The 23077-nt window shown below is 38.4% G+C and carries 25 protein-coding genes and 1 pseudogene; 2 read left to right on the top strand and 24 right to left on the bottom strand.

Annotated features, from left to right (window positions below):
- The first annotated feature begins 191 nt into the window (after positions 1-191).
- Positions 192-1691: an amidase family protein gene (locus H4J63_RS10970; protein WP_182196549.1), complete on the top strand. Its 1500-nt coding sequence runs from the start codon at positions 192-194 to the stop codon at positions 1689-1691.
- Positions 1692-1721: 30 nt separating this feature from the next.
- Here the strand turns inward: H4J63_RS10970 and H4J63_RS10965 are convergent, their stop codons facing one another.
- The 21 genes from H4J63_RS10965 to dapA all read right to left on the bottom strand — a co-directional run bounded on the left by H4J63_RS10965 (position 1722) and on the right by dapA (position 20270).
- The gene (locus H4J63_RS10965; protein WP_002958629.1) at positions 1722-3026 is read right to left on the bottom strand and encodes a DEAD/DEAH box helicase; all 1305 of its coding nucleotides are present in this window, start codon (positions 3024-3026) and stop codon (positions 1722-1724) included.
- Positions 3027-3116: 90 nt separating this feature from the next.
- Positions 3117-4346, bottom strand: a complete 1230-nt coding sequence (locus H4J63_RS10960) for a beta-ketoacyl-ACP synthase (protein ID WP_182196555.1) — start codon at positions 4344-4346, stop codon at positions 3117-3119.
- Positions 4346-5071, bottom strand: a complete 726-nt coding sequence (gene fabG, locus H4J63_RS10955) for a 3-oxoacyl-ACP reductase FabG (protein ID WP_182196546.1) — start codon at positions 5069-5071, stop codon at positions 4346-4348. The genes H4J63_RS10960 and fabG overlap by 1 nt, the downstream gene beginning before the upstream one ends.
- Positions 5068-5523, bottom strand: a complete 456-nt coding sequence (locus H4J63_RS10950; RefSeq protein WP_182196544.1) for a hotdog family protein — start codon at positions 5521-5523, stop codon at positions 5068-5070. The genes fabG and H4J63_RS10950 overlap by 4 nt, the downstream gene beginning before the upstream one ends.
- Complete coding sequence (locus H4J63_RS10945) at positions 5516-6685, bottom strand: beta-ketoacyl-ACP synthase (RefSeq protein WP_182196542.1); 1170 nt, start codon at positions 6683-6685, stop codon at positions 5516-5518. Before H4J63_RS10945 ends, H4J63_RS10950 begins: the two co-directional genes overlap by 8 nt.
- Positions 6682-7242, bottom strand: a complete 561-nt coding sequence (locus H4J63_RS10940; RefSeq protein ID WP_024606153.1) for a DUF3261 domain-containing protein — start codon at positions 7240-7242, stop codon at positions 6682-6684. The genes H4J63_RS10945 and H4J63_RS10940 overlap by 4 nt, the downstream gene beginning before the upstream one ends.
- Positions 7230-8468, bottom strand: a complete 1239-nt coding sequence (locus tag H4J63_RS10935) for an NAD(P)/FAD-dependent oxidoreductase (RefSeq protein WP_182196540.1) — start codon at positions 8466-8468, stop codon at positions 7230-7232. Before H4J63_RS10935 ends, H4J63_RS10940 begins: the two co-directional genes overlap by 13 nt.
- Position 8469: 1 nt before the next feature.
- The gene (locus tag H4J63_RS10930; RefSeq protein WP_182196538.1) at positions 8470-10710 is read right to left on the bottom strand and encodes an MMPL family transporter; all 2241 of its coding nucleotides are present in this window, start codon (positions 10708-10710) and stop codon (positions 8470-8472) included.
- Positions 10711-10756: 46 nt separating this feature from the next.
- Positions 10757-11266: an outer membrane lipoprotein carrier protein LolA gene (locus H4J63_RS10925; protein ID WP_182196536.1), complete on the bottom strand. Its 510-nt coding sequence runs from the start codon at positions 11264-11266 to the stop codon at positions 10757-10759.
- A gap of 23 nt (positions 11267-11289) precedes the next feature.
- Positions 11290-11718, bottom strand: coding sequence for a thioesterase family protein (locus H4J63_RS10920; RefSeq protein WP_007580812.1), 429 nt, complete (start codon positions 11716-11718; stop codon positions 11290-11292).
- Entirely contained in the window at positions 11711-13255 is a 1545-nt protein-coding gene (gene hutH / locus H4J63_RS10915; protein ID WP_008137191.1) for a histidine ammonia-lyase, read from the bottom strand. The genes H4J63_RS10920 and hutH overlap by 8 nt, the downstream gene beginning before the upstream one ends.
- Positions 13248-14216 carry an acyltransferase gene (locus H4J63_RS10910; protein WP_165735812.1) on the bottom strand — a complete coding sequence of 323 codons (969 nt, stop codon included), beginning with the start codon at positions 14214-14216 and terminating at the stop codon, positions 13248-13250. Before H4J63_RS10910 ends, hutH begins: the two co-directional genes overlap by 8 nt.
- Complete coding sequence (locus tag H4J63_RS10905) at positions 14206-14955, bottom strand: glycosyltransferase family 2 protein (RefSeq protein ID WP_182196534.1); 750 nt, start codon at positions 14953-14955, stop codon at positions 14206-14208. Before H4J63_RS10905 ends, H4J63_RS10910 begins: the two co-directional genes overlap by 11 nt.
- Positions 14948-15313, bottom strand: a complete 366-nt coding sequence (locus tag H4J63_RS10900) for a thioester dehydrase (RefSeq protein WP_024606158.1) — start codon at positions 15311-15313, stop codon at positions 14948-14950. Before H4J63_RS10900 ends, H4J63_RS10905 begins: the two co-directional genes overlap by 8 nt.
- Entirely contained in the window at positions 15297-16661 is a 1365-nt protein-coding gene (locus tag H4J63_RS10895; protein WP_182196531.1) for an AMP-binding protein, read from the bottom strand. Before H4J63_RS10895 ends, H4J63_RS10900 begins: the two co-directional genes overlap by 17 nt.
- Positions 16654-17145: a hypothetical protein gene (locus H4J63_RS10890; protein WP_259365608.1), complete on the bottom strand. Its 492-nt coding sequence runs from the start codon at positions 17143-17145 to the stop codon at positions 16654-16656. Before H4J63_RS10890 ends, H4J63_RS10895 begins: the two co-directional genes overlap by 8 nt.
- Before the next feature lie 79 nt (positions 17146-17224).
- Complete coding sequence (locus H4J63_RS10885; RefSeq protein ID WP_002958648.1) at positions 17225-17470, bottom strand: acyl carrier protein; 246 nt, start codon at positions 17468-17470, stop codon at positions 17225-17227.
- A 21-nt stretch (positions 17471-17491) separates the two neighbouring features.
- On the bottom strand, positions 17492-17749 hold the full coding sequence (locus H4J63_RS10880) for a phosphopantetheine-binding protein (protein ID WP_007580830.1): 258 nt from the start codon (positions 17747-17749) through the stop codon (positions 17492-17494).
- A complete protein-coding gene (locus tag H4J63_RS10875; RefSeq protein WP_180961397.1) occupies positions 17746-18528 on the bottom strand; it encodes a 1-acyl-sn-glycerol-3-phosphate acyltransferase in 783 nt (260 codons plus the stop codon). The genes H4J63_RS10880 and H4J63_RS10875 overlap by 4 nt, the downstream gene beginning before the upstream one ends.
- On the bottom strand, positions 18521-19234 hold the full coding sequence (locus H4J63_RS10870) for a beta-ketoacyl synthase chain length factor (RefSeq protein WP_182196527.1): 714 nt from the start codon (positions 19232-19234) through the stop codon (positions 18521-18523). The genes H4J63_RS10875 and H4J63_RS10870 overlap by 8 nt, the downstream gene beginning before the upstream one ends.
- A 118-nt stretch (positions 19235-19352) precedes the next feature.
- Positions 19353-20270, bottom strand: a complete 918-nt coding sequence (gene dapA / locus H4J63_RS10865; RefSeq protein WP_182196525.1) for a 4-hydroxy-tetrahydrodipicolinate synthase — start codon at positions 20268-20270, stop codon at positions 19353-19355.
- 171 nt (positions 20271-20441) lie between these two features.
- Between dapA and H4J63_RS10860 the strand changes: the two genes are divergently transcribed.
- Positions 20442-21095, top strand: a complete 654-nt coding sequence (locus H4J63_RS10860; RefSeq protein WP_182196552.1) for a DUF6058 family natural product biosynthesis protein — start codon at positions 20442-20444, stop codon at positions 21093-21095.
- Between the two features lie 8 nt (positions 21096-21103).
- Here the strand turns inward: H4J63_RS10860 and H4J63_RS10855 are convergent, their stop codons facing one another.
- From H4J63_RS10855 to H4J63_RS10845, 3 genes and pseudogenes are all read right to left on the bottom strand, one after another.
- Positions 21104-21868, bottom strand: a complete 765-nt coding sequence (locus H4J63_RS10855) for a 2-keto-4-pentenoate hydratase (protein ID WP_182196523.1) — start codon at positions 21866-21868, stop codon at positions 21104-21106.
- Positions 21869-21998: 130 nt separating this feature from the next.
- A pseudogene (locus tag H4J63_RS10850) lies at positions 21999-22402 on the bottom strand (hypothetical protein).
- Between the two features lie 302 nt (positions 22403-22704).
- Complete coding sequence (locus tag H4J63_RS10845; RefSeq protein WP_024606141.1) at positions 22705-23049, bottom strand: hypothetical protein; 345 nt, start codon at positions 23047-23049, stop codon at positions 22705-22707.
- Positions 23050-23077 lie beyond the last annotated feature (28 nt).

Here is a 23077-nt window from a genome sequence, read left to right as displayed (position 1 = left end):
GCAATGCGAGAACGAGTGAAACGTTATATTCTTCCAGAAAAAAGAAAACGGCCCAAAAGTAGGACCGTTCGAATTTCAAAAACTCGGTACACCATTAAGTCAAAGCATGCTTAACTGAATGGTGTTATCACTTTGTGAGGCTTTTTTGTGCTAAATGTATAGAAAATAATAACAACTTAAGCACCTCAACAATGATGAAAACATTTACCTTTTCGCTGCTTAGTGTATTAGCAATTTTTAACGCTAAAGCACAAGAACTAAAAACCATCGGTGAAATTCACAGTGCATATAAAAATAATTCTATTAATGCACAGCAACTCACCCAAAATTATATAGACCGAATTAATAAACTTAATCCACAATATAATGCAGTTATTAGTCTAGAGCCTACAGCACTTGCTCAAGCTAAAACGCTAGATGAACTTGCCACTAAAGGAACTTGGGCTGGACCATTACATGGAATACCTGTACTTCTTAAAGATAATATTGAGACTAAAGGCACACTTCCCACAACGGCTGGCTCTTTAGCACTTAAAAATAACGTTACTAATAATGATGCTTTTGTTGTTAAACAACTACGTAATGCAGGCGCTATAATTTTAGGCAAAGCTAATTTAAGTGAATGGGCAAATTTTCGTTCATCCTATTCATCTTCAGGCTGGAGTGCCGTAGGCGGACAAACACATAATGCGCACGATGTAACACGTAACCCATGTGGTTCTAGCGCAGGTTCTGCTGTTGCAGTAGCACTTAACTTTGCGCCCATAGCATTAGGGACTGAAACAGACGGTTCAATTACGTGCCCTGCCTCAGTAAATGGAGTTTATGCAATAAAACCGAGTATGGGCCAAGTATCACGCTCAGGTGTTGTGCCTCTTTCAAGTAGCCAAGATTCAGTAGGGCCGATGGCGCATTCACTTAAAGATTCGCTACTGGTTTTATCTGTTTTGCAAGGTGAGGACTCTCTTGATACGACAACTACAGGGTTTGAATTAAAAACAGGTAATCTAAAATCAAAATCATCACTTATTATAGGTGCGCTACCTAGCGATAAATTTACAATTGAAACGCAGCGCCTTTATGCCAAGCAGTTACAAGCATTAAAACAGGCTGGGCACACTATTATTAATGTAGATATTACTGACAACTTAGATACGCTATTTGTTGATGAATACTATATTTTACTTTACGACTTCAAAGCCGAAATTAATCACTACCTCGCAAGCACTCCAACACAAGTAGCTGTTAAAAGCCTAAAAGCACTTATTAATTTTAATATTCAAAATAAAAATACAGAAATGCCCCACTTTGAGCAAGATATCCTAGTTCAATCGCAGGCTATTGATTTAACTAACAAACAAAAATACCAGGAGACTAAAGACCGCTATCGCACTTTAGCAACGACAGCCATTGTTAATGTGTATAAAAACAACAAGCTTGATATTGTTATAGCGCCTACAGTATCACCCGCCTGGAAAACAGACTTAGTTAATGGTGATAATTTTAATGGCAGTAGTAGTTCGTTATCTGCTATTGCAGGCACAACACACATAACCCTACCGGTCGGAAAAGTAAGTGGTTTGCCGGTTGGTTTATCCATAATAGCAAATAAAGGGGACGAGCAAGCGGCTTATGAATATGCAAATACTATTGATGAGGTGTTATCACCAGGCACAAAAAAACCTGAGTAAACTCAGGTTTTTTTAACTAAACGGCGTTAACTATGACTTTTTAAGTGACAGTTTTTCGCCTTTTAAGCTTTTGCGAACGCTTGAAATACGTGAGCGATTTACTGCTCTCGCTTCACCAGTTGCTTGTCCTGATAACTTGTTAGAGCGTGTACGGCGTAAATGCGCTGGTTTTTTACCAATTTTATCAATCAGTACTTCACGGTTACTTACTTCGTAACCTTCTAGATATACACGTTTGATTTTTTGACCGATTAACGTTTCAATTTCAAACAAGGTGTTTTCTTCTTCGCGGCTAACAAATGAGATTGCTTGACCTTGGCGACCAGCACGACCTGTACGGCCAATACGGTGAACGTAATCTTCTGCAAGCCATGGTAAATCAATGTTAATTACACGTGGTAAGCCATCAATATCGATACCGCGAGCAGCCACTTCTGTAGCTACTAATACGCGTACCTTGCCTTCTTTAAATTCACGTAAAGCACGACGACGGTTACCTTGAGATTTATCACCGTGGCAAACGCCTGCCGGAATACCATCAAGGTTAAGCTCTTTAACAAGCTCATCAGCTGTTTCTTTCATGTTTACGAATACAAGCACTTGTTGCCAGTTTTTCTTACCAATCAATTCAGAAAGTAACTCTTGCTTACGACGTTCTTCAACTGGGTAAACAACATGTTCAACGGTACTTGCTGTACTGTTAGTTTGATCAACACGTACTATTTCAGCTTGTTTCAATACTTTAGATGCAAATTGTTTAATTGCTGCAGGGAAAGTCGCTGAGAAAAGTAAAATCTGGCGCTCTTCTGCACAGCTTTTAATAACGTTTTGCATATCTTCGATAAAGCCCATATCAAGCATACGGTCAGCTTCATCAAGAACAAGGTGCTTAACACTTGCAAGGCTTAAGTTACCTAGGCGAATATGGTCAAATAAACGACCCGGTGTTGCAACAACAATATCAACGCCTTCTTTTAAAGCGTTTGCTTGGCCAGCAGTGCTCACACCACCAAATAAACTAACGACTTTAAGTGATGTATGCTTTGCAAAATCTCTAAAGTTATTAGCTATTTGTTCTGCAAGTTCACGCGTTGGTGCAAGTACTAATGCATGAGGTGCATTAGTTGTGCTGAGTTCAGACTCAACCAATTTTTGGATGATAGGTAAAGCAAACGCGGCAGTTTTGCCGGTACCAGTTTGTGCACTGGCTAAAACGTCTTTACCTTTACGAACAGCAGGAATTGCTGCGCGCTGAATGGGCGTAAGGGTGTGATAGTTAAGTTCGTCCAACGCCTGGATGATTTCAGGAGCGAAACTAAAAGATTTAAAATTCATGCTGTATAACCTACGGCCACATTATCAAGGGTCGCAAATTATACAGCAAAAATGAGCTAACAGTTAGTCATAACTTATCTTTTAACGTGTTTAATCTACTTTATAGCGTTTAAATATTAAAGAGGTGTTAATACCACCAAACGCAAAGTTATTACTCATCACATAATCGGTATTAATCTCACGCCCTTGATGCCTTATGTAATCAAGCTGAGCACATTCGTCATCAACGTTATCTAAATTAATTGTTGGTGCAAACCAGTTATCAGCCATCATATTAATGCTTGCCCATGCTTCTATTGCACCACAAGCACCTAATGTGTGCCCCAAATAACTTTTTAACGAGCTAATAGGTTTGCTGCCCAATGCTTTAAACGTTGCGTGAGACTCGGCAATATCACCTTTATCTGTTGATGTACCATGCGCATTAACGTAACCAATTTTTTCTGATTCTAGATTGGCATCTTGCAGTGCCATTTCTATCGCTAGTTGCATTGTTTTTGATGTTGGTTGAGTAACGTGCTGCCCATCAGAATTACAACCAAAACCAACCACCTCAGCTAATATTGTTGCTCCGCGCGCTTTTGCATGTTCGTATTCTTCTAAAATAAGTGTACCCGCGCCTTCGCCTATCACTAAGCCATCGCGATTTTTATCAAAAGGTCTTGGTGTTTTTTTTGGTGTTTGATTTTGTGTAGATGTAGCATAAAGCGTATCAAATACGGCGGCTTCAGTAATACATAACTCTTCAGCTCCACCAGCCACCATTATTTTTTGTCGGCCAAACTTAATCGCTTCATAGGCGTAGCCTATTCCTTGAGATCCCGATGTACAAGCAGAGCTTGTTGTTATAACACGCCCTTTTAAACCAAAAAACACACCCACATTTACAGGGACAGTATGCGCCATCATTTTAATGTAACTCGTTGCTGTTACACCTGACATCGACCCCGTTTCCATCATATTTGCAAAGGCGAGTAATGGCGCAGTAGAGCCAGTAGATGAGCCATATGCTATGCCCGTAGAGCCATCTGTTAGACTTTCGTGCTCGAGTAGTTTGGCTTGTTCAAGTGCGCATTCAGTAGCACGAGTTGACATAAGTGACACTCGCCCCATTGAACGGATTTGTTTACGTTTATAATGACTTGGTCGCTCAAAGTGTTTAACTGGCGCGGCTAAACGAGTATTGAGATCGTCGGCTATATCCCACTCTGGCATAGTAACAACAGCATTTTCGCCTTTAATTAAGGCTTGTTTAAATTCAGACCAATCATCGCCCAATGCAGTGACCACAGACATGCCTGTTACAACAACGCGTTTAATCAAACCATGCCACCATTAACCGAAATCACTTGGCGTGTTATGTAAGCTGCATCATCAGACATTAAAAAAGCGACTGTGCCTGCGACTTCTTTAACGCTCCCCATGCGCTTTAGGGGTATCATTTTCATCATTTCATCAATAGGTAATTCATCAGTCATCGCGGTTTCTATTAAACCAGGTGCCACACAATTAACCGTAATTTTGCGTTTTGCCAATTCTAACGCAAGTGCTTTAGTGGCCCCAATAATACCGGCTTTTGCTGCACTATAATTTACTTGCCCTCGGTTACCTGCAATACCCGATACAGACGACATTGTAATTATGCGCCCACCTTTACGGCTTTGTACCATAGGCATTACAGTTGGGTGTACTACATTATAAAACCCATCAAGGCCTGTACGTATTACACAATCCCAGTCTTCCCCTTGCATAGCAGGAAATGCCATATCGTTAGTAATACCTGCATTACACACCACGCCATAATAAGCGCCATGCTGAGCTATATCTTCTATTATTTGTATTTTAGCCTGCTCTCTGTCACATACATCAAATTGTAATAAACTGGTGGCTCTGCCTAATGCATTAATTTCATCGCATGTTGCTTGAGCTGGCTCAACACCTGCTCTGCAATGTACTGCAATATCAAACCCTTGCTCAGCAAGTTTTAACGCAATAGCTTTACCAATGCCACGGCTTGAACCCGTAACTAAAATTCTTTTTGTCATTGATTTTCTCTTATAAATTCCAACGGATTTTCAGGCTGAAATACATTAATTTTTGCTTGGCAAAGTAGAGTTTCACACGCGAGTATTTGGCATTCAAATACACTTAAACCTGAATCTTCTTGATATAGTTTTTTCACTTCAATAGTCAACTTACTGCCGTTTTTAAAACCCGGTTGATAAGTTTGATATTTTCGCGTGCCAATTAAAAAACCAATTTTTACAGGTTTATTTTCATCATTCGCCAACGCACCAGCATAAGCGGCAATAGACTGCGCCATGTACTCAACACCAATATAGCTAGGTACGCCATTAATCGCAGGACTAAAAAAAGGGCTTTGCTCAGTTATAGTAACTCCGCACTGAGCTTCATCTTCGCTGTATGTCAAAAGGCTATCTATTAAAATCATTGGCGCATCATGCGGGACTACTTGCTCTATAAGGTAATTAGTCAACGTTAACTCCCAATATTAAGCTGGCATTATTACCGCCAAACGCAAATGAATTAGATAAGCAGTATTTAAGAGCGGGCTTAAACGCTTGTTTTATTATTTTTATATCAGCCAAATCACTGCCTTCTTTAATCACGTTATATGGCAGCATATGTTGGCCGCTGTCTTTTAATAATAACCAACATATACCGGCTTCAATAGCGCCTGCAGCACCAAGGGTATGCCCTGTTAAATGCTTACTAGAGCTAAGCGGGGTATTGTTGCCAAACACGCGATTAATTGCAAGTGCTTCCATTTCGTCATTTTTTACAGTAGCCGTACCGTGAGCGTTAATATAATCAATATCACCACAGGATAACTTTGCACTTTTTAGTGCTTTTTCCATTGAGGCTTGGGCGCCCACTCCATTAGGATCGGGGGCTGACATATGATGCGCATCTGAACTTTCGCCACAGCCTAGTAACATAACGCCGTTATTTGTTATTGGCATATTTTTAGTCATTACAAATAAAGCGGCCCCTTCACCAATATTTATGCCGTCTCTGGTGCTAGAAAAAGGCTGGCATAAACCCAAGCTTAATGAAGCGAGCGAATCAAAGCCATTAATTGTTAATTGGCACAAACTATCCGCACCACCACAAATTACCACATCGGCTAAATCAGCATTTAGCAAAGCTCGGGCGCTAATTAACGCTTTGCTACTCGACGTGCACGCAGTAGAAATACTGTAACAAGGCCCTAGAGCCCCTATTTTATGTGCAATGTAATGAGCGGGTGTAGCTAACTCTTGATCACTGTAACTAAAGTCATCAGGCCAGAGTTTTGTACTTTCATAGCTTTTACGCGCTCTTTCACCATCATGAATACCTGATGTACTAGTACCCATTACAATTGCGATACGCGACTTATCAATATGCGAAAGTTTATCTAAGGTTGGCTTAATCTGCTCTAAAGCTAGATCAATAAATGTATTGATACGTTTATTATTTGATAAAGCAATAGACTGAACTTGCCCAACATAAAGCGGAGTTTGCTCAGCACTTAAACTTGTATTTAAAGTTAATAAAGGAGTTGCAGGTTTATATTTATTTAAGCTTGTTGTGGTTGCATCTTGGCCTATGCCCATCGCGCTCACAATGCCTAAATCATTCAGCCAATATGTCACTGTTCTACCTTTTTAAATGTTATTTGATACTGATGTAAAATATTGTTCAACGTTGTCGACTCACCACTATAGTCAATGGTGATAAATGTACCCTCATCGTTAAATACTTCCCGATTAGAGCCAACCTGCTCTATTAAAGCACCCTCTAACTGCTTTTGTAAAAATGCTACTGGCCAATGTACTAATGCAATATCCGCCAAGATATAATGAGGGTCTATCCCTTCTACCGCCAGCATATTTCGTGTTTTTACCGGGCCATTTAAAGGTTTTTCAAGCTCCATAATTGGAAAGCCTTGTACTGTCATTAACAATAACTTAATTGCACCTTTGTCATTTATAGCTAATTGGGCAAATACAGTATGTGTTTTTTGCTGATTTGTAATATACAAAACATGCTGCCAAGACCTATCAAACATTTGTGCTGGCACGCTATTAATATTTAATTGAATATTAGGTGATAGATACACTCTATTCTTAGATGCTGTAAAACTCGTACAGGCGCTCAATACAGCAAATATGAATACACTACACACCGCATACTTAATTAATTTTGACATAACTGAGCCAAGACATTTAAACGGCGTTCACTTTGTGCAACAAATGGGTTATTTGTATCCCATGCGTAGCCCGCTAAAATAGCACTAATCATTTCTCGTACCTGAGTATTTTGCTCAGAGTAAAATATTACATCCTGAAAACGCGTATCGTACCATCCTGTTACAAAGGTTCTAAAACAATCAACTCCAGCTTGTAATGGCTGTGCGTAGTGAGTGTCAAAATCGACGACTTCGTTTTTTAAATAGAAATCAACAAGTGGAGCAACTAAATTTGCAGATTTAAGTGCAATTGTTACACCTGATGAAAATACCGGATCTAAAAATTCCCCCGCATTACCTAATAAAGCAAAGTGCTTACCATATAACTTACTCACATTTGCCGAGTAGCCTTTAATATTTTTTGCTGGAGTTAATAACTCTCGTTGTGCTAACAGTGTTTTTAAATAAGGATCTTGCTCTATAAATTGATTTAGTAAATCGCTAGATTCGTCGTCATTAAAACGCTCTGACTGCGCCACCACCCCAATACTCGCAGTACCATCACTAAAGGGAATAAGCCAATACCACACATCAGAATATTGAGGGTGCACGGTAATCAAAATTTTATTACGATCGAAGCTTGAATCACTAATATTGTCTTTAAAATGACTAAAATAAGCGCTGCGAACAGGAAAGCTAGAGGGAAGTTCTAAATCTAACAATTTTGGTAATACACGCCCAAAGCCACTTGCGTCCAATACAAATCGGGCATTAACGCGGTAAGCTTGTTGCTGCTCATTGTGTACCACTAATGATGCACCATTTGGCTCATCACAGTAGTCAACCACGGTGTGCTTATATCTGATCTCTACGCCTTGTCCTTGTGCTTTGTCTGCTAATAATTTGTCAAAGTCAGCTCTTTTCACTTGATACGTAGTGCCTGGGCCTTTAGTAAATTTTTCGGTAAAGTTTATAGTCGTATTTTGCCCTGCCCGATGAAAAGCAGCGCCATCTTTAAACTGAAAACCTAAAGTCGCTGCATTGTTATGCAGTATATCGATTAAGCCCGCCTCTTCTAAGAACGCCATACATTGCGGCAGTAAGCTTTCACCAATTGAAAAACGTGGAAACGCCTGCTGTTCAAGTACCAGCACCCGCCATCCCTTTTGTACTAAAAGGCTACTAGCCAATGCACCCGAAGGCCCAGCGCCAATAACAACAACATCGTACTGCTCAAGGTTATTCAAATTATTGTTCCTTTTGAGGCTTTAAAACACTCAGCGGTGATAAAAAGTAAATAGCTAAAATCCCTACCATTACACTCAGCCCAAAGCTAAAAATAGCCGGTGTATCAGATGCACTCAACATCCCAAATACCCACATTGATGACGCAGCCGATAAGCTAATCGCTAACACATTTTTGGGCTCTAACTTATTTATTTGATAAAAAACGAGGTAATCAATTGCTAATGCAATAACAAGTAACGCACCGAGTAAATTAAATAACGACAAGCTACCTTGAATCGCATTACATACCCAAAGCATGCTCAACACCACAACAGATAAAATGGTCACCTGCAGCAGCGCTATCTTAATCGTAAATCGCCAACTAAAAAGCAGCCAACTAATAAAACCCGCAAGCACTAGGCTTAATAGTAAATATTCACGGTAATCACTTAATAAAGCACTAATTTGTTTAGGTTTATTATAAAGGTAAATTCCATTGTTTTTTTCAACCTCATTAATTAGTTGATCAGATGAAATACCCGAAATAGACACCCATGTTATCGATTGTTCTGACTCAACAACCATTTGAGAAAGCAGTAATGGTTTAAATGTACTCGTGGCGAGTGTTTCATAAGTTAATAACGGTGCCTTTGTACTTAATAACGCTTGCCCTGTAACGCGCTCTGCAATATCCAAAGTCCCTTTGTTTTTAGCCTGTTCAAACAAGGCTTGGTTATCCCTCTGCTTTTGTAAACTAGGCAACCAATGGCTAATGCTATTATGTTTAAAATTAGGGTTTAGTTGGGTTAAGCGTTTTAAAAATTGTTCTTGTTTTTGTAAAAGCGCTTCGTCGCTATCTGCAAACATAAAAACAATTTGGCTATCCCATTGCCCAAGTAATAACAAATGCTTTTTTTCGTTTAGCATTAAATGTTCGGAGCTTGCATTTAATAGCTTTACATCATCATTAAAGCTAATAGGTTTTATTAAAAATAACGCACTTATAAGGGCTAATAATGTAATGAGTATCGGTTTTTTTAAACTATTGCAGTATAAAAAAACCTTAATGAGCTTTTGACTCATCAATAAACTCGAAGGCGATAACCTGAGTGTAGATTGCCACAATGGCAAAACTAAAACTGTAAATAGCCAAGCACTCACTAAACCCGCAATAACAAACACGCCAACTTGAGATAATAACGTTAGTGGCGCACCTAGTAAGCAACAATAACCCAACGTAGTCGTAATAAGAGAGAGTAAAAGCGCAGATTGTGTCCCTTTGCTGTAGCCTTTTTCATACTCTTTTTTGGCTAAATCAGTCATACCATGAAATGCATAATCAATGGCAATACCAATCAAGGTAACTGCAAAAACAAGCGTTAATAAATGAATAGTCTTAAACAGCAACACCATAGCGATAGCGCCGCCAATAAGTGCACTCAGTACGGTAAAGCTTGCTAATAAAATACTGTTTAAACGCCTAAACACCCAAAATACCATAACAATAAGGGCTAATAAGCTAATGCCACCAAACAGGCTCATCTCGTATTTAGCTTGTTCAGCATTTTCAGCCGTATGAAATAGCACACCAGAGTAAGTAATGCTTAAATCAGGGTAGGTTTTATTAAGTATATTTATCTGTTTAATTATCGCGCCAGCTAAATCAATTGATTTATTAACCCCTAAATTTTCAGGCGCTAAGTTTGCCAAAATGACACGGTATTCAACGCCTTTTAAACGTCGAGTTAAACGACCTTGTTCAAGCGTAAACAATTGGCTTTGTTTTAAGTTATCTCCTATAAATGCCGCTAGGCTCAAACTTGTATCTTTGCTTAAGGTAGCACTTACAAATGGGTTGCCTAACTGATTTAATTGCTCAAGGTAATAATGTTCAAACGTTGTTTTTTTGCTTAATGTTTGCTTGTAAGTATCACTTAATAACGCATGTTTGAAAGGTGAGAATGTTTGCGCTAAATCGTTAACGGACGGAAAGTTAAATGTGCTTTTAATTGCATTATCGTCAAGCCATTTTTGGAAATCATCAAATGCTTTATTTTTATTATTTCCTGCAAACGAGAACATAATACGGTTAGCATTTTGCTGAAAAAAGACATCTTCAGCATGTGCAATTTGGGAGTGCGACTTTGGCAATAAGCTAAACATATCGGCGCTAAACGTTGGTTTAGACAGCCAAAAAGCTGCAGTAAAAAGTAAAATTAAACTGCTAAACCACCCTACAATAACGGTAATTCGTTTTGTCACTGCACTATTCCCTTAATTAACCACTGCATTATTTAAAAACATAATTTTATTTGGAATAAGTAAACTCAATTTTTGTGCTATTTCCTGAGTGCTCATTTAGTGTAATACTGCTCACTTGCTTAGCAGTTTCACATAAAATAAAATCACTAAATAATTGCTGTAGCATCGCTTCTTTTGGTGTTAACTGTGTGCAACTGTCTTGCATTTTAGCAATGTCAAAACGTGTTTCCAGCGCACTCATATTTACGCTAAGTAAGTCACTCAGTAATCCTACAAATTGCTCGCTACCGGGTTGTGGTATTAACTCACCATTGGCATTTTGTGCAAGCACTTTGCCGTTTTCTATTATGAGCATACTCTCAACAGGCATTTTCACTTGCCAAATTAGCTTTTCATCAATTAACAAAAAAACACCCGACGAAATAAAAGGCTTAGCAAATCCATTAAATTGCTTGTATTGCTTAAACTCACCTTTAATAGCTGCTGCATTTACTACAGTGCAAAACAGTAAAAAGCTAATAGCTATGCTCAATGTAAAACATTTTAAAAAATTCATTTAATCGCCTATAAAATAAAAATTTAATTCAAAACCGCTTTTAACTTATTAAATAAAATAGCGGGTGATTCAAATTGCATTTCTTTAGAGCTAACCTCAACCGCAACTTGCGTGGTTGAGGCTTTAGTAAGGCGCTTATTAGTTAGCGAGTCAGTGATTACGTAATCAATCCGTAGTCGGTTCTCGTATTCTTTTAAATAAGCCGCTACTTTAATTTTTTGAGTAAATACTGCTGAGGCAACATACTTTATTTGCATATCAACAATTGGCCACGCGTAGCCCGATTCATGCATTTGCGGGTAATCATAATCAAATAAACGCAGTAACTCGCAGCGCGCTACTTCTAAATAACGTGGGTAATTACCATGCCATACAACATTCATTGGGTCGCAGTCATGAAATGGAATTTCAATTTCTACCACATGCGTTAATAATGCACCTTTACTATTCATACAACGCCCAACGTTTAGTTTGAATATACCCTATTGTTTGCCTTAGCACGGCTTCCATTGGTCTATCCTCAGTGAGGTTTTCAAAGTAATCAGTTATATCGGTATACATGTTTTGCATATCTTGCGTTAAAGTCGAAAACTCAAGATCGCCTTGTTTTATACGCAATCTAACACCTTGAATACTTGCTAATAACGTACTTGCTAATACTTGTTCTGTTAGCTGTAAAATACGTAAACAATCGCGAGACGCAATAGTTCCCATACTCACTTTATCTTGATTATGACACTCCGTAGAGCGAGAAAAAACGCTGGCCGGCATGGTTAGTTTTAATGCCTCTGCTGTGTAAGCACTACAGCCAATTTGAACCGCTTTAAAACCATGATTAATATAACGGCGCTCTGGTGCACTATCAGACAAGTTTGAAGGTAGCCCATTGTTGTACTTAGTATCAACCAAAGAAGCGATTTGTCTGTCGGCTAAATCAGCAAGGTTTGCAACGGCTGTTTTCATGCTATCCATTGCCATTGCAATGTGGCCTCCGTAAAAATGCCCACCGTGTAAGACATGCTCACCTTGACCGTCAATTATTGGGTTATCGTTTGCTGAGTTAAGCTCGTTTTCTATCATGTGCCTAAAAAACGGCAGACTGTCTTGCAGAACACCAATAACATGGGGTGCACAACGGATTGAATACCTATCTTGAAGTCTGTCTGCATTACGAGGGTGATCGTGATGGTTTAAATCTTCTCTTATCCAACGTGCAATTTGTTGCTGCCCAGGATGTGGCTTAACTGAAAATAATATCTCATCAAAATGATGGCTATTTCCTTTAAGCGCTAAACTTGATAATGCAGTAATGCGGCTCGCCAGTTTAGCTAAGTAATTAGCCCTATCAAACGCTAAACACGCTAATGCAGTCATTACCGCTGTGCCATTCATAACGGCAAGACCTTCTTTTGGCCTTAGTGTTAGTGGTTCTAAGCCAACTTCTTTCATAACTTCTGCACTGTTACGTACTTGGTCTTTGTAAAACACATCACGCTCGCCTACCATCGCACCTGCAACGTAAGATAACGGTGTTAAATCGCCACTGGCACCTACTGACCCTTCTTGCGGGATCACTGGCACTATATCGTTATTTAAGTAATCTTTAAGTAGGTGCAGCATTTCCCAGCTAATACCAGAGTAGCCCTGTGAAAGTGATGTTAAGCGGGTCGCTAAAATTGCACGCCCTTGCACTTTATTAAATACATCCCCGAGTCCACAGCCATGAAAACGAGTTAAATGCAGAGGTAGTTCATCAACTAAATCAAGGGGTACAGCCACCGTTACAGAATCACCGTAACCAGTTGTAACGCCGTAAATTACGCCATCTTCTTTTAAAAGTGTGTCTAAAAAACGCAAAGCGCTATTAATTTTAACGCTAAAGGTTTCACAGCTATTTAATTGCACTTGTGTTTCATTAAAGGCAACTCGAACAATATCTTCAATTGATAATCGCTGATTGCCAAAAAGCTGTATATTTTGTTCAGTCACACTTGTTCTCCATTGATTGATCGCGCACTACCTGCTGATCACTTTTCCAAAAATCGTAAAAATTAAACCACTGATAAGGATATAAAGCTGCGTAATAACTCAAACGCTGTGCATAGTCAGTAATAATAAGTGTTAGCGCCTGCTGTCGCTCTCGTCGAGGCATTTTTAATGATTGGCTGTAATGTTCAAATATCACTTGATACTTTTTGCTTTTTTTATCTTTTAAACAAAACAAAAAGTAAACAGGGCAATCAAGCAGCGCGGCTAATATAAAAGGCCCCTGTGAAAATGGGGCATTTTTGCCTAAAAATGGTACCTGTACCGACCGAGAAGCCGTTGTTGTGCTTGTTCTGTCACCAACAATAACGATTATTTCTCCCTGCTCTACTTTTTCTTTTAGTAAAATAGCTAAGTCAGGCCCCATATCAGTCACTTGTATTAAATTAACCGACACATCTGGGTTAATCTTTTTAAGCATTTTATTAAATTCAACAGCGTGATGGGTAAACACCAGTACATTTATTTTTTTACTGCTGCGGTGCTGGCTAAGTGCCCTGCACACCTCTAAATTACCCAAGTGAGAACCTATAAAAATAGCCCCTTGATTTTGCTCATCTAGCTCAGCAAATAAATGCTCATTAGTGTATTTAATATCACGTTGGGTTATTCGCCCAAGCCAAGCATCAATTTTATCTAATGCGCTATCTGCAAAACTGCAAAAGTGCGTTAATTGCATTTTAAACGTAACAGGTTGTTTGCAGCCTTGGTAAACATTAACTTGCTCTAAAAACACTTTAGATGCTACACGCGCTACTTTTCCTGTTAAAAAAAGATAAAAAACGACAGGAAACAAAACAATCCACAGCCCTTTTCTACCCAGTAATTTATGAGCAAATAACAGTATTTGAATACCTAAAAAATTACCGCGTTCTTGCATTTTAGACCAGTGCTTAGCTGCCATAACGCCTCTTTAATTTATGCCAAATTAACACCGGAGAGCGAATCAACATTCCAAAAAATAAGCGAGTGTGCAACCACGAAATACGCACGTTATCATGTAATGGTTGAAAATGAGAAAGCCCATTTTCGGGGTAAATTACTTGGCTAGGTAAAAATACAAAAGGCACGTTGCGCCAATATAAACGCACTAAAATTTCGGGGTCAAAATCCATACGTTTGCCAAGCGATACCTCATCAATTAGCTTTGTACTTTGCTCAAGCGGATACACTCTAAAGCCACACATCGAATCTACAATTGTAAAACTTAACGTCTCAATCCATACCCATACATGAGTTAAGTAACGTGCTAAATAACGGTGCTTAGGCACTGAATCGTCATATATTGGGCAGCAGCTAATCAGCGCTTTAGGCTGAGTGTTTGAAAGTGCTATTAGTTTTTTAATGTCAGATAAGTCATGTTGCCCATCTGCATCAACCTGTATCGCATGTGAAAATCCTAGCTTATGTGCATGCCTTAAACCTGTTTGTACCGCGCCGCCTTTGCCTTGGTTATCGTCGTGGGTAACTACAATCAACTGCGCGTATTTTGCATTGAGGTTACTAAACACATTTTTAGCTTCGGCGTTGCTTGCGTCATCAACCATAATAATAGGAAGATTAAATGACGATAATTGGCTCAGTACATCATCAATAACCGTAACGTGATTATAATTTGGGATAACAATACAAAAGTTATTCATTTATCAGGCTATCAAAAACAACACGGCCAGATGCATGCTGTCCTTTGTTTGAATTATACGAAAAGGTATATTTATTCTCTGCTTTTTGCTCAAGCAATAATTCGATTGTTATACCTGGGGTAATCACTACCTGAAATTTTAATACTTCAACATTTTTAACAGGTTGCTGAACATTATAATATTTACAAATTGCAGCCACAGCCCAGTCTAATTGCACAACACCTGCGAGTATTGGGCCATCCGTAAAATGTCCTTTGAAATAATCTAAATCATGAGGAACTAGTAAGCTTAATTTATACTTTTGCTCTGCTTTTTCACAAGACAGTAAATCAGGCTGTGTTTTAGTCAACTTTTGCAAAAAGACTCTCCAATGCTTTTAAATTTAACTTTGCCTGTGAGTTGTATGGTAATTGCTCTACAAAACGCCACTTTTTAGGGATACAAATTCGCTCAAAGCGCGCTAATGCATGCGCTTTTAATAAATTATTTGTAGCTAACTTACCGTCACCATTAAAAAACATCTGCCCTTTATGCGTAAGCACAACAATAGCGCCTACAATTAATCGCTCACCAGGCAAGGCGATTACTTTAGCTTCACTTACCCACTCACTAGTACACAAATGTTGTTCTAGCTCATCTAAACTTAATCGCTTTTCTTCTAATTTTATAATTCGGTCGAATCGGCCTAATAGTCTAAATTGACCATTTTTAAGTACTTCGCCTCTATCATCTAAAGGGTAATTTTTGTCGCGAACGAGCGGTGAGTTTAAAATTAAACGCTGATCATCCAAAGCCCGTACTTTAATACCCGAAAATGGCTGCCAAAGGCTAACCTTTTCAAGTGAAGTAACTTGTCGATATGCAATACCACCGGTTTCGGTACTACCAAAAACTTGTGTAACTGGTTTATTTAATTGCGTAAACAACGATACAGCATCTTCGTTTAATAGCGGTCCGCCTGATGAAAAAATCCATTGTAAATGAGACTTATCATCCACTAAAACATTATCAATACATAACCGTTTTAACTGCGCTGGGCTTGAAACAAACACTACTTTTTTAAATAACTTGAGCTTTGTAGCTATATGTTCTGGGTAATGCAATAGCTCTGTATTTACAATCTTTCCTGCATGTAATGGCCACAATAATCTAAACAATAAGCCGTATATATGCTGATGCGAAACACTCGCTATAAAAATAGTATTATCAATCAGTGCGTAGCTATTAATTAATGTACTTAATTCTTTATTTATTACCTGCCACGTTTTTACAATTGGCTTTGCTTTACCCGACGAGCCCGACGTGTAAAAAACAATTGTGCCTTCTTGAGGCCATTTAATTGTTTCAATAGATACAAAGTGAGGTTGATTGACTAAGGTTCCTATATCTAAAAAATCAGCCTCTAAATCGGCTACTAATTCAGACTCACCAATAAAAAAAGGTGTTTGTTTAAGCAAGGAGTTTAACGTTGCAGGTTGCCCATTAGGCGGCAAAATCACTGTGTTTCCGTGTAGTGCCAAAGCAAATAAGTACACGGCAAATTTGTAGGTGTCTGTGGTGTATAAAACAACCGATGATTTAGCATTTAACGTTGATAGCTTTGTTAAAACTTCGTTTATATCACTAACAAACTGACGCTCCGAAATATCATTATCAGTATGATTAAAACATGTTCTTATCGCATTACTTTGAAAAGCATTAAACACCGGCGTTCCTTTTTACTTTTTGTCTGACTAGCCACTCTATAGCAAACAATGTGCCCATAGCTAAGTAAGCAATAAAACCATTATAAAAAGCCCAGGTTTCTAGGCTACTAAAAATACTGGTGTACAGGGCAATACCACCGTTTAATACAAAAAAAACACACCACACTAGCGTTACTTTTTTTGTATAAATCACACCGTTTTCATCAAGTGAGGGCTCAGTGATACGCGCAAAGGTTTCAATAATAGAAGGCCCTTTATACAAAGAATACGCAAACACAACTAACATAACTAAATTAATGATTACGGGATACAAACGCAGCCCTAAGTCGCTATCCATTACCTTGGAAATCAAAATAGTAATGGCAGCTAAAAATGTAGCGGGCTTTAACCACGGCATTTCATCAAACAAGGCTCTGCTTAACCAAAGTCTAAGCCCGAGTAAAAATAGCAGTAATACTGTAATAATCTGACTATTAAAACGCATAAGACCTACGTACACAATAATAGGGTAGCAAGCCAAGCAAATCATAATTAACGTTGTTAAAACTGCTTTTAACATAGTATTAGTTAACTAACTTTTCTATTTCGGTGACTATGTCTTGCACTGTGCGCACAAGCTTAAAGGCATCAGGCTCAATTTTTTTACCTGTGATTTCTCTTAATTTCACAACTAAGTCAACTGCATCAATACTGTCTAAATCAAGATCTTGGTACAGGTTAGCCTCTAAGCTAATATCTTCTGGGTCTATTTCAAATTCGTTTTCTAAAATGCCGTGTAATACATCATAAATTTCAGCAGCGGTTTTCATCTTTCTTCCTACTTTTATATATTAAGAACGTGCTTGTTCAATAAATTTTGCTAAAGAATTAACTGAGGCAAAGTGCGCTTTAGTTTGATCAGAGTTTGCATCTATTTTCACATCAAATTGCTTCTTTATCGCAAGGCCAAGCTCTAATGCATCTATGCTGTCTAGCCCTAGGCCATCTACAAATAAAGCGTCATCATCTTGTATGTCAGCAGTGGTCATGTCTTCAAGGTCAAGGCTTGAGATAATCAGTTGTTTTATTTGTTCTTTTAATTCGCTCATATATTTTTTAGCTCTTGTGTAAAATAATGTTGTAAATCTTTAGTCAATTGGCGTGATTGCATCGCAGGCATATCGCTGTCGTACGTTGCACAATTAAACTGCTGGCTCGCAAGCCCCATTGTAAAATGCGCCTGATATGGCGCGACCTTATACCAAGGTGTGCCTTTGGTTAAAGTGTTTGGCTTCATTTTAATTAAAAAAGTAGTAATGGGCGCATGACATCTAATTGCAATATTTGCAGCGCCTCGTTTAAACTTTAATGTTTTGTGAGGCTCTGTCCGTGTCCCTTCAGGAAATACAATTAAGTTATTACCCTTTTGCAAACTGCGCTCGCATTCTCGTAATAGCTCCTGCGGATCGTCATTACTTATATAGCCGGTGCTTTTAATAACGCCGCGCATAAAAGGATTTTTAAATAAATGCGCCTTTACTACGCAATCTGCATTTTTTACTACCGAAATTAAAACAACAACATCAATTAAAGAAGGATGGTTTGCTAATATCAGTTGCCCTTTTAAGCCTTCAATTTTTGCTTTATCGTTGACATGAAATCGAATAACGCCCGTTACATGCATTAAACTAACAAACCATTTGAAGCTGTAATGTACTGTTTTTCGAGCCTTAATCTTTTGTTTAACTGAGTCACTTTGAAATAGGCGCTGAGCAGGAAAAACAATAAAGGCTAATACTAAACCACCAACCCCAAAAACTGAAAAGCAAAATGCAGTAGCAATAATCCGCCAAATCAACCCACATAACCTTTGTACATTTTTAAGCATGGTATGTAAGCTGCCAATCGTGCTCAAGCGTGTTATGAACAAGTAATATATTGCTTCGCTCATACAAAGCTTTAGCGCATTGAATACTCATTGGTAAGTCGCTTTTTTCCATGCCCGTATTAAATACTTTGTTTAAACTAAAATGGGGTTCGCCTTTTTGCGGCGCTCTTATTATTAAACCAATAGAGTGTGCTATTTGCTGTTCATCGGCATACTGAGCGTAAATATCGGGGAGAGTCTCATCCGTATGAACTATTAACATGTGTTGCTGATCGTTATCAGCAAGTCTAACAAAGCCATCTACTAGTGCATAAATAAAGCTTTCGGCTCCTGCAGCAATAGCATTTGTAGCACTTGTATTACCCTGTATTATCCCAAAAAGTCCCGATGCGGCATTATGCACACTTAACCCAAAACCAGTGGGCGACAGTGGCTGATCATTAACTACATCAACAAGTAAGTTGGACGTTTTGTGAAAATCGCCGTGGCGAGAAGAAAAAACACTCGGTAAATTAACGTAGTTACCTTGAGTACTTACTTGATGAGCACTAAAGAGTGCCATTTTGATAAAGGAAGTCATTCGGCGTCGCTGCATAGCAGGTACCCAACTAAGATTTAATACAGAGGAATCAAACCAATTACTCTCTTTTATTTGTCGCTGTTCGGGCTTTATCCATATAGCGAGTTCTTCAACAACAAATTTCACAGCTCTGCATATTTTATAAGATATAAGGGAGGGAATTTTACCGATTTTAGCAATAGAAGTAAATAATCATTAACAAAAGGCACTGAACTAACGAGTTGTTCAGTGCCTGCTCATATTATTATGAAAGTAGAGCTATATCATTCTGCTTTAAACACTTAGCTGTACCGCCAACAACATCGTTATTATTTAACTCATTAATTAACACTTCGCCTTGAGCTTGCTGCTCATCACTAAGTGGTAAGTACGGCAATCTAAATACTGGGTTTACTGCACCTGTCATCATCATGGCGGTATTAATAGCAATCGGATTTGGCTCGCAGAACAACCAGTTCATTAATGGTTGTAATGAGGTATTTAACTCATCATTTTTAGTATCCATCAACTGACGGAACAAACCAGGAATAAGGTTAGATGTAACCGAAATAACACCGTGCGCTTTATGTGTGTGGCGCGCATCATGGCTTTCGTCATCGTTACCCGACCAACATGCAATACCTTGCTGCTCATAATGGGCTATGCGTTCATTGCCGCCACACTCTTTAACACCAATAAAATGCTCGTGCTGTGCCAGTGGCTCAATAATATCAGGTGTTAGGTCTTGACCTGTGCGCCCTGCTACGTTGTAAATAAAGGCAGGTCCAATATCTAACACACGCTTAAAGTGCTCTTTAACACCCGCAATTGACGTACGTCCGTAGTACGGGTTAATTTGCAGTGCTGCATCCATACCGCTGGCAAAGCCATACTTAGTTGCTTTAATAGCTTCACGGGTGTTGTTACTACCGGTATTACCAACAATAACCAGTTTGTCGCCATACTTGTTTGCACTGTGCGCTATAAGCATTAAATGCTCTTCCCAGTTCATTAACTGGCCTTCGCCTGTTGTGCCACCGACCACAATGCCATCAACGCCCGCTGTAATTTGTATTTCTACGAGTTCATCGTACTTTGCGAGATCTATTTCACCGTTTGCTAAGTATGGCGTTTTAATAGCTGTAATAAGGCTTGCTTGTTTAATTTTCTCTAGGGTGCGCATAAAAAATCATTATTTATAAAACTTGCGCTATTTGTAACATAATTGCGGGTACTTTTGGAGGTGTAAGCCTACATTTAATTATAAAATCTCTTGTATTATTAAGTTTGGTAATACAAAATGAACAGCTGTATATATAAACAGTATTTTATTTTTAACGATACCAGAGGCTTTATGCGTTTATCTGACTACTTAGCAACTCATTTTTATAACACCGATGAACTGTGCCAAGCATTAAATATAGATGCAGATACACTTTTAGCTTGGCAAGAGCGAAGTGTTTTCCCAAAACCAAGTTACTGTATTAAAAGCCAACTTAGCTGCAGCTCATATTCAGGCTTGTATGAATGCGAAGAGTATGACGACTATTACCCGCGCGGCTGTGTTAATTGGGGGCAGGGTCTTTTAAAACAAAAAATAGAATCATCAAGCCACGCTTTTAATTATTTTGCACAGCAATATACTGCAAGCCTAACTAAGCTCGCTCAGCAAGGATTTACGTTTAGCGAAGAGCTATTTGGCTGTGAAATAGACGAGCACTTACAGCAAATTTGGCAACAGTTTTTATGCAGTAAGTACGGTGTACTTACTCAGAATGGTTTAATAGACGAAATAGTCTCGGTAGATATTGGCAGACTATTAGTTGACGACATTACAGAACTGCGCAGTAAAGCGAGTTTAAACCAAGAAGAAAGAGCACAACTACACCCCGCCATGAAGCTTTTAAACAAAGCGTTAGGGCATGGCGCCGATCATGAAAAACAACACACTTTGCGCACCCGTTACATAGATGCGCTTATTTTAAAATATGATTTATCTATTAAGTAACGCTAAATTTACTTTGATAAAAACGTAGTGCTAACAGACCCTAAGTCTTCGTAACTAACCGTGGTTAACTGATCTGTATTAAGCTCAACAACACCACAATAAGAGCCTGTTATAAACACTTGCCCAGTTTTTAAATTAGTTCCCTTTGCTGATAAGTAATTAACCGCCCAATAAAGTGGAAGCTGCGCAAGTTCTGCAGGATGCACACCTGCCAAGTTTAACTCCAGCTCAGTTTGCTTAACGTTAATATTTACAGTATTTGCGTTATACGCTTTGGCTTTATCTATTTGTGGGCCTAAATACACGCCTTGATTAGATAAACCATCGGCCAGCTTTTCAATGTGAGTGCTTGGAGTGTCTTCATCAAACCTTTTTTGAATAAGCTCAAGTGCTAAATGGGCGCTGGCAAATGCCGTATCCACGTCTTCATTTGTATAGGTTTTATTACTTGGTAAATCGCTTTGTAAAATAAATGCAATTTCTGGTTCTATCAGCGCTTTGTTATTTGTTGTATACAGTGGGCAATTTTCAGCTTGTTTTATAGGTGCATGTAAAAGAGGCGCTAATATAATTGAGCCATCATCTAAAGGCAGCATACACTTCCAGCCATATACAGTTTGATCATTTAAATAAATCATCAACTTTTGTACTTCTACTGCATCGTCAGTCGTGTCTAGTACTAACTCTTTAGGAAAGTTTGAACACGCTGGATTTTCTTCTCTTTGTGCTAATAAGTGAGTAGCAATTAGTTTTAGCTGTATTGAGTTGTTCACATAAATCTCTTTAAAATACGTTACTGGTTAAGCAGTAAATAGGAAGGATTACATTATTAATTTAGGCATTAGAACATAATGTTAAATGCCAATAATTGAAATTATATTTAAAACAAAGCGCGGTAATTATTTAAGTATCAATAGATTTAAGCGATCGTAAAAATAGCCCTAAGCCGCCAAACGCTAAAATTATAATAACAATCAAATCAAACGATGTCATAGTTCGCATACTAAATCGAACACTCGATATAACGCCAAATATGAGTGCGGTTAACGAACCTAGAGATAGCACCCAGCCTAAAATATTTTTAGAATTGTAAAAAATCAGACCCACACCAAAAATAAATGGGATCATAACCATGCCGCCTGTAACGCCAAAGCCACCTAAAGCATTAACACTATAAATGCGAGAACTTAGTCCAAAATTAGAGGTCACCGAAATTGCGTTTAGCAGCATATAAAAGCCACCGCACATCATAATTAAACCAATAAAAAATGCCCTATACCACCAGAGCTTCCACCAGCACCTTTCATTATTAATTATTCCTTTTATATTTTTAGCTTAATTGTTTTAAATGATAATTGCTCGACTATTAACATTGACCGCAGCTTACATAATCAATCTGCGCACCCGCGAAAACACTTATCGCGTAATTACATGCCAAATAACATAAAACCAAGATAAAAAACCGTGCAAAATAGCCCATAACACAGACTCATTAGCACTCCATGAAATAGCAATTGCTAAGGCCGTACCGAAGGATACTCCGTATTTTACTATCTCATTTCTTGAGTTTCTCATTAATTACATTCCTAATTTTTAACTTATTAACTTATTAACTGCTTGATTTACTTACTACAACCGAAAGCTCTTTACCATCAATGTTGATACTTGCTTCTTTGCCTAGTTCAACAACTAAAGAGGGAGCCATGTGCTTTCCACCTAGCTTCAGCTCAGTTGCTAAACTAACAGTAGAATCATCAATTGGCGTTACTATAAGAGCAAAACTATACGAATTATTAACTGAAACTGATGCCTCTTCATTTGAGTTTACAACTAAAGTAGGTGAGCCAATTAGGTTTTTATTATCATAAAATTTGGCGTTCACTACAAAACTATCATTTGCTTGTGCAAATGAAACAAAGCCTAACAACGCTATAATGGCGATTAATTTTTTCATTATTATTTCCATATAAATTGCTACAGCT

It is taken from the genome of Pseudoalteromonas sp. 5Ae-yellow (genome assembly GCF_014077565.1).
Classification (GTDB): domain Bacteria; phylum Pseudomonadota; class Gammaproteobacteria; order Enterobacterales; family Alteromonadaceae; genus Pseudoalteromonas.
The sequence above is the reverse complement of the archived record's forward strand: the minus strand, read 5'-3'. Positions and strand labels throughout refer to the sequence as shown.

What these genes read in the sequence shown, in the direction of transcription:
- H4J63_RS10970 (WP_182196549.1), top strand. Translation starts at nt 192, where the DNA reads ATGATGAAAACATTTACCTTTTCGCTGCTTAGTGTATTAGCAATTTTT.
- H4J63_RS10965 (WP_002958629.1), bottom strand. Translation starts at nt 3,026, where the DNA reads ATGAATTTTAAATCTTTTAGTTTCGCTCCTGAAATCATCCAGGCGTTG.
- fabG (WP_182196546.1), bottom strand. Translation starts at nt 5,071, where the DNA reads ATGACAAAAAGAATTTTAGTTACGGGTTCAAGCCGTGGCATTGGTAAA.
- H4J63_RS10940 (WP_024606153.1), bottom strand. Translation starts at nt 7,242, where the DNA reads ATGTCAAAATTAATTAAGTATGCGGTGTGTAGTGTATTCATATTTGCT.
- H4J63_RS10925 (WP_182196536.1), bottom strand. Translation starts at nt 11,266, where the DNA reads ATGAATTTTTTAAAATGTTTTACATTGAGCATAGCTATTAGCTTTTTA.
- H4J63_RS10920 (WP_007580812.1), bottom strand. Translation starts at nt 11,718, where the DNA reads ATGAATAGTAAAGGTGCATTATTAACGCATGTGGTAGAAATTGAAATT.
- H4J63_RS10910 (WP_165735812.1), bottom strand. Translation starts at nt 14,216, where the DNA reads ATGGCAGCTAAGCACTGGTCTAAAATGCAAGAACGCGGTAATTTTTTA.
- H4J63_RS10905 (WP_182196534.1), bottom strand. Translation starts at nt 14,955, where the DNA reads ATGAATAACTTTTGTATTGTTATCCCAAATTATAATCACGTTACGGTT.
- H4J63_RS10890 (WP_259365608.1), bottom strand. Translation starts at nt 17,145, where the DNA reads ATGCGTTTTAATAGTCAGATTATTACAGTATTACTGCTATTTTTACTC.
- H4J63_RS10885 (WP_002958648.1), bottom strand. Translation starts at nt 17,470, where the DNA reads ATGAAAACCGCTGCTGAAATTTATGATGTATTACACGGCATTTTAGAA.
- H4J63_RS10880 (WP_007580830.1), bottom strand. Translation starts at nt 17,749, where the DNA reads ATGAGCGAATTAAAAGAACAAATAAAACAACTGATTATCTCAAGCCTT.
- H4J63_RS10875 (WP_180961397.1), bottom strand. Translation starts at nt 18,528, where the DNA reads ATGCTTAAAAATGTACAAAGGTTATGTGGGTTGATTTGGCGGATTATT.
- dapA (WP_182196525.1), bottom strand. Translation starts at nt 20,270, where the DNA reads ATGCGCACCCTAGAGAAAATTAAACAAGCAAGCCTTATTACAGCTATT.
- H4J63_RS10860 (WP_182196552.1), top strand. Translation starts at nt 20,442, where the DNA reads ATGCGTTTATCTGACTACTTAGCAACTCATTTTTATAACACCGATGAA.
- H4J63_RS10845 (WP_024606141.1), bottom strand. Translation starts at nt 23,049, where the DNA reads ATGAAAAAATTAATCGCCATTATAGCGTTGTTAGGCTTTGTTTCATTT.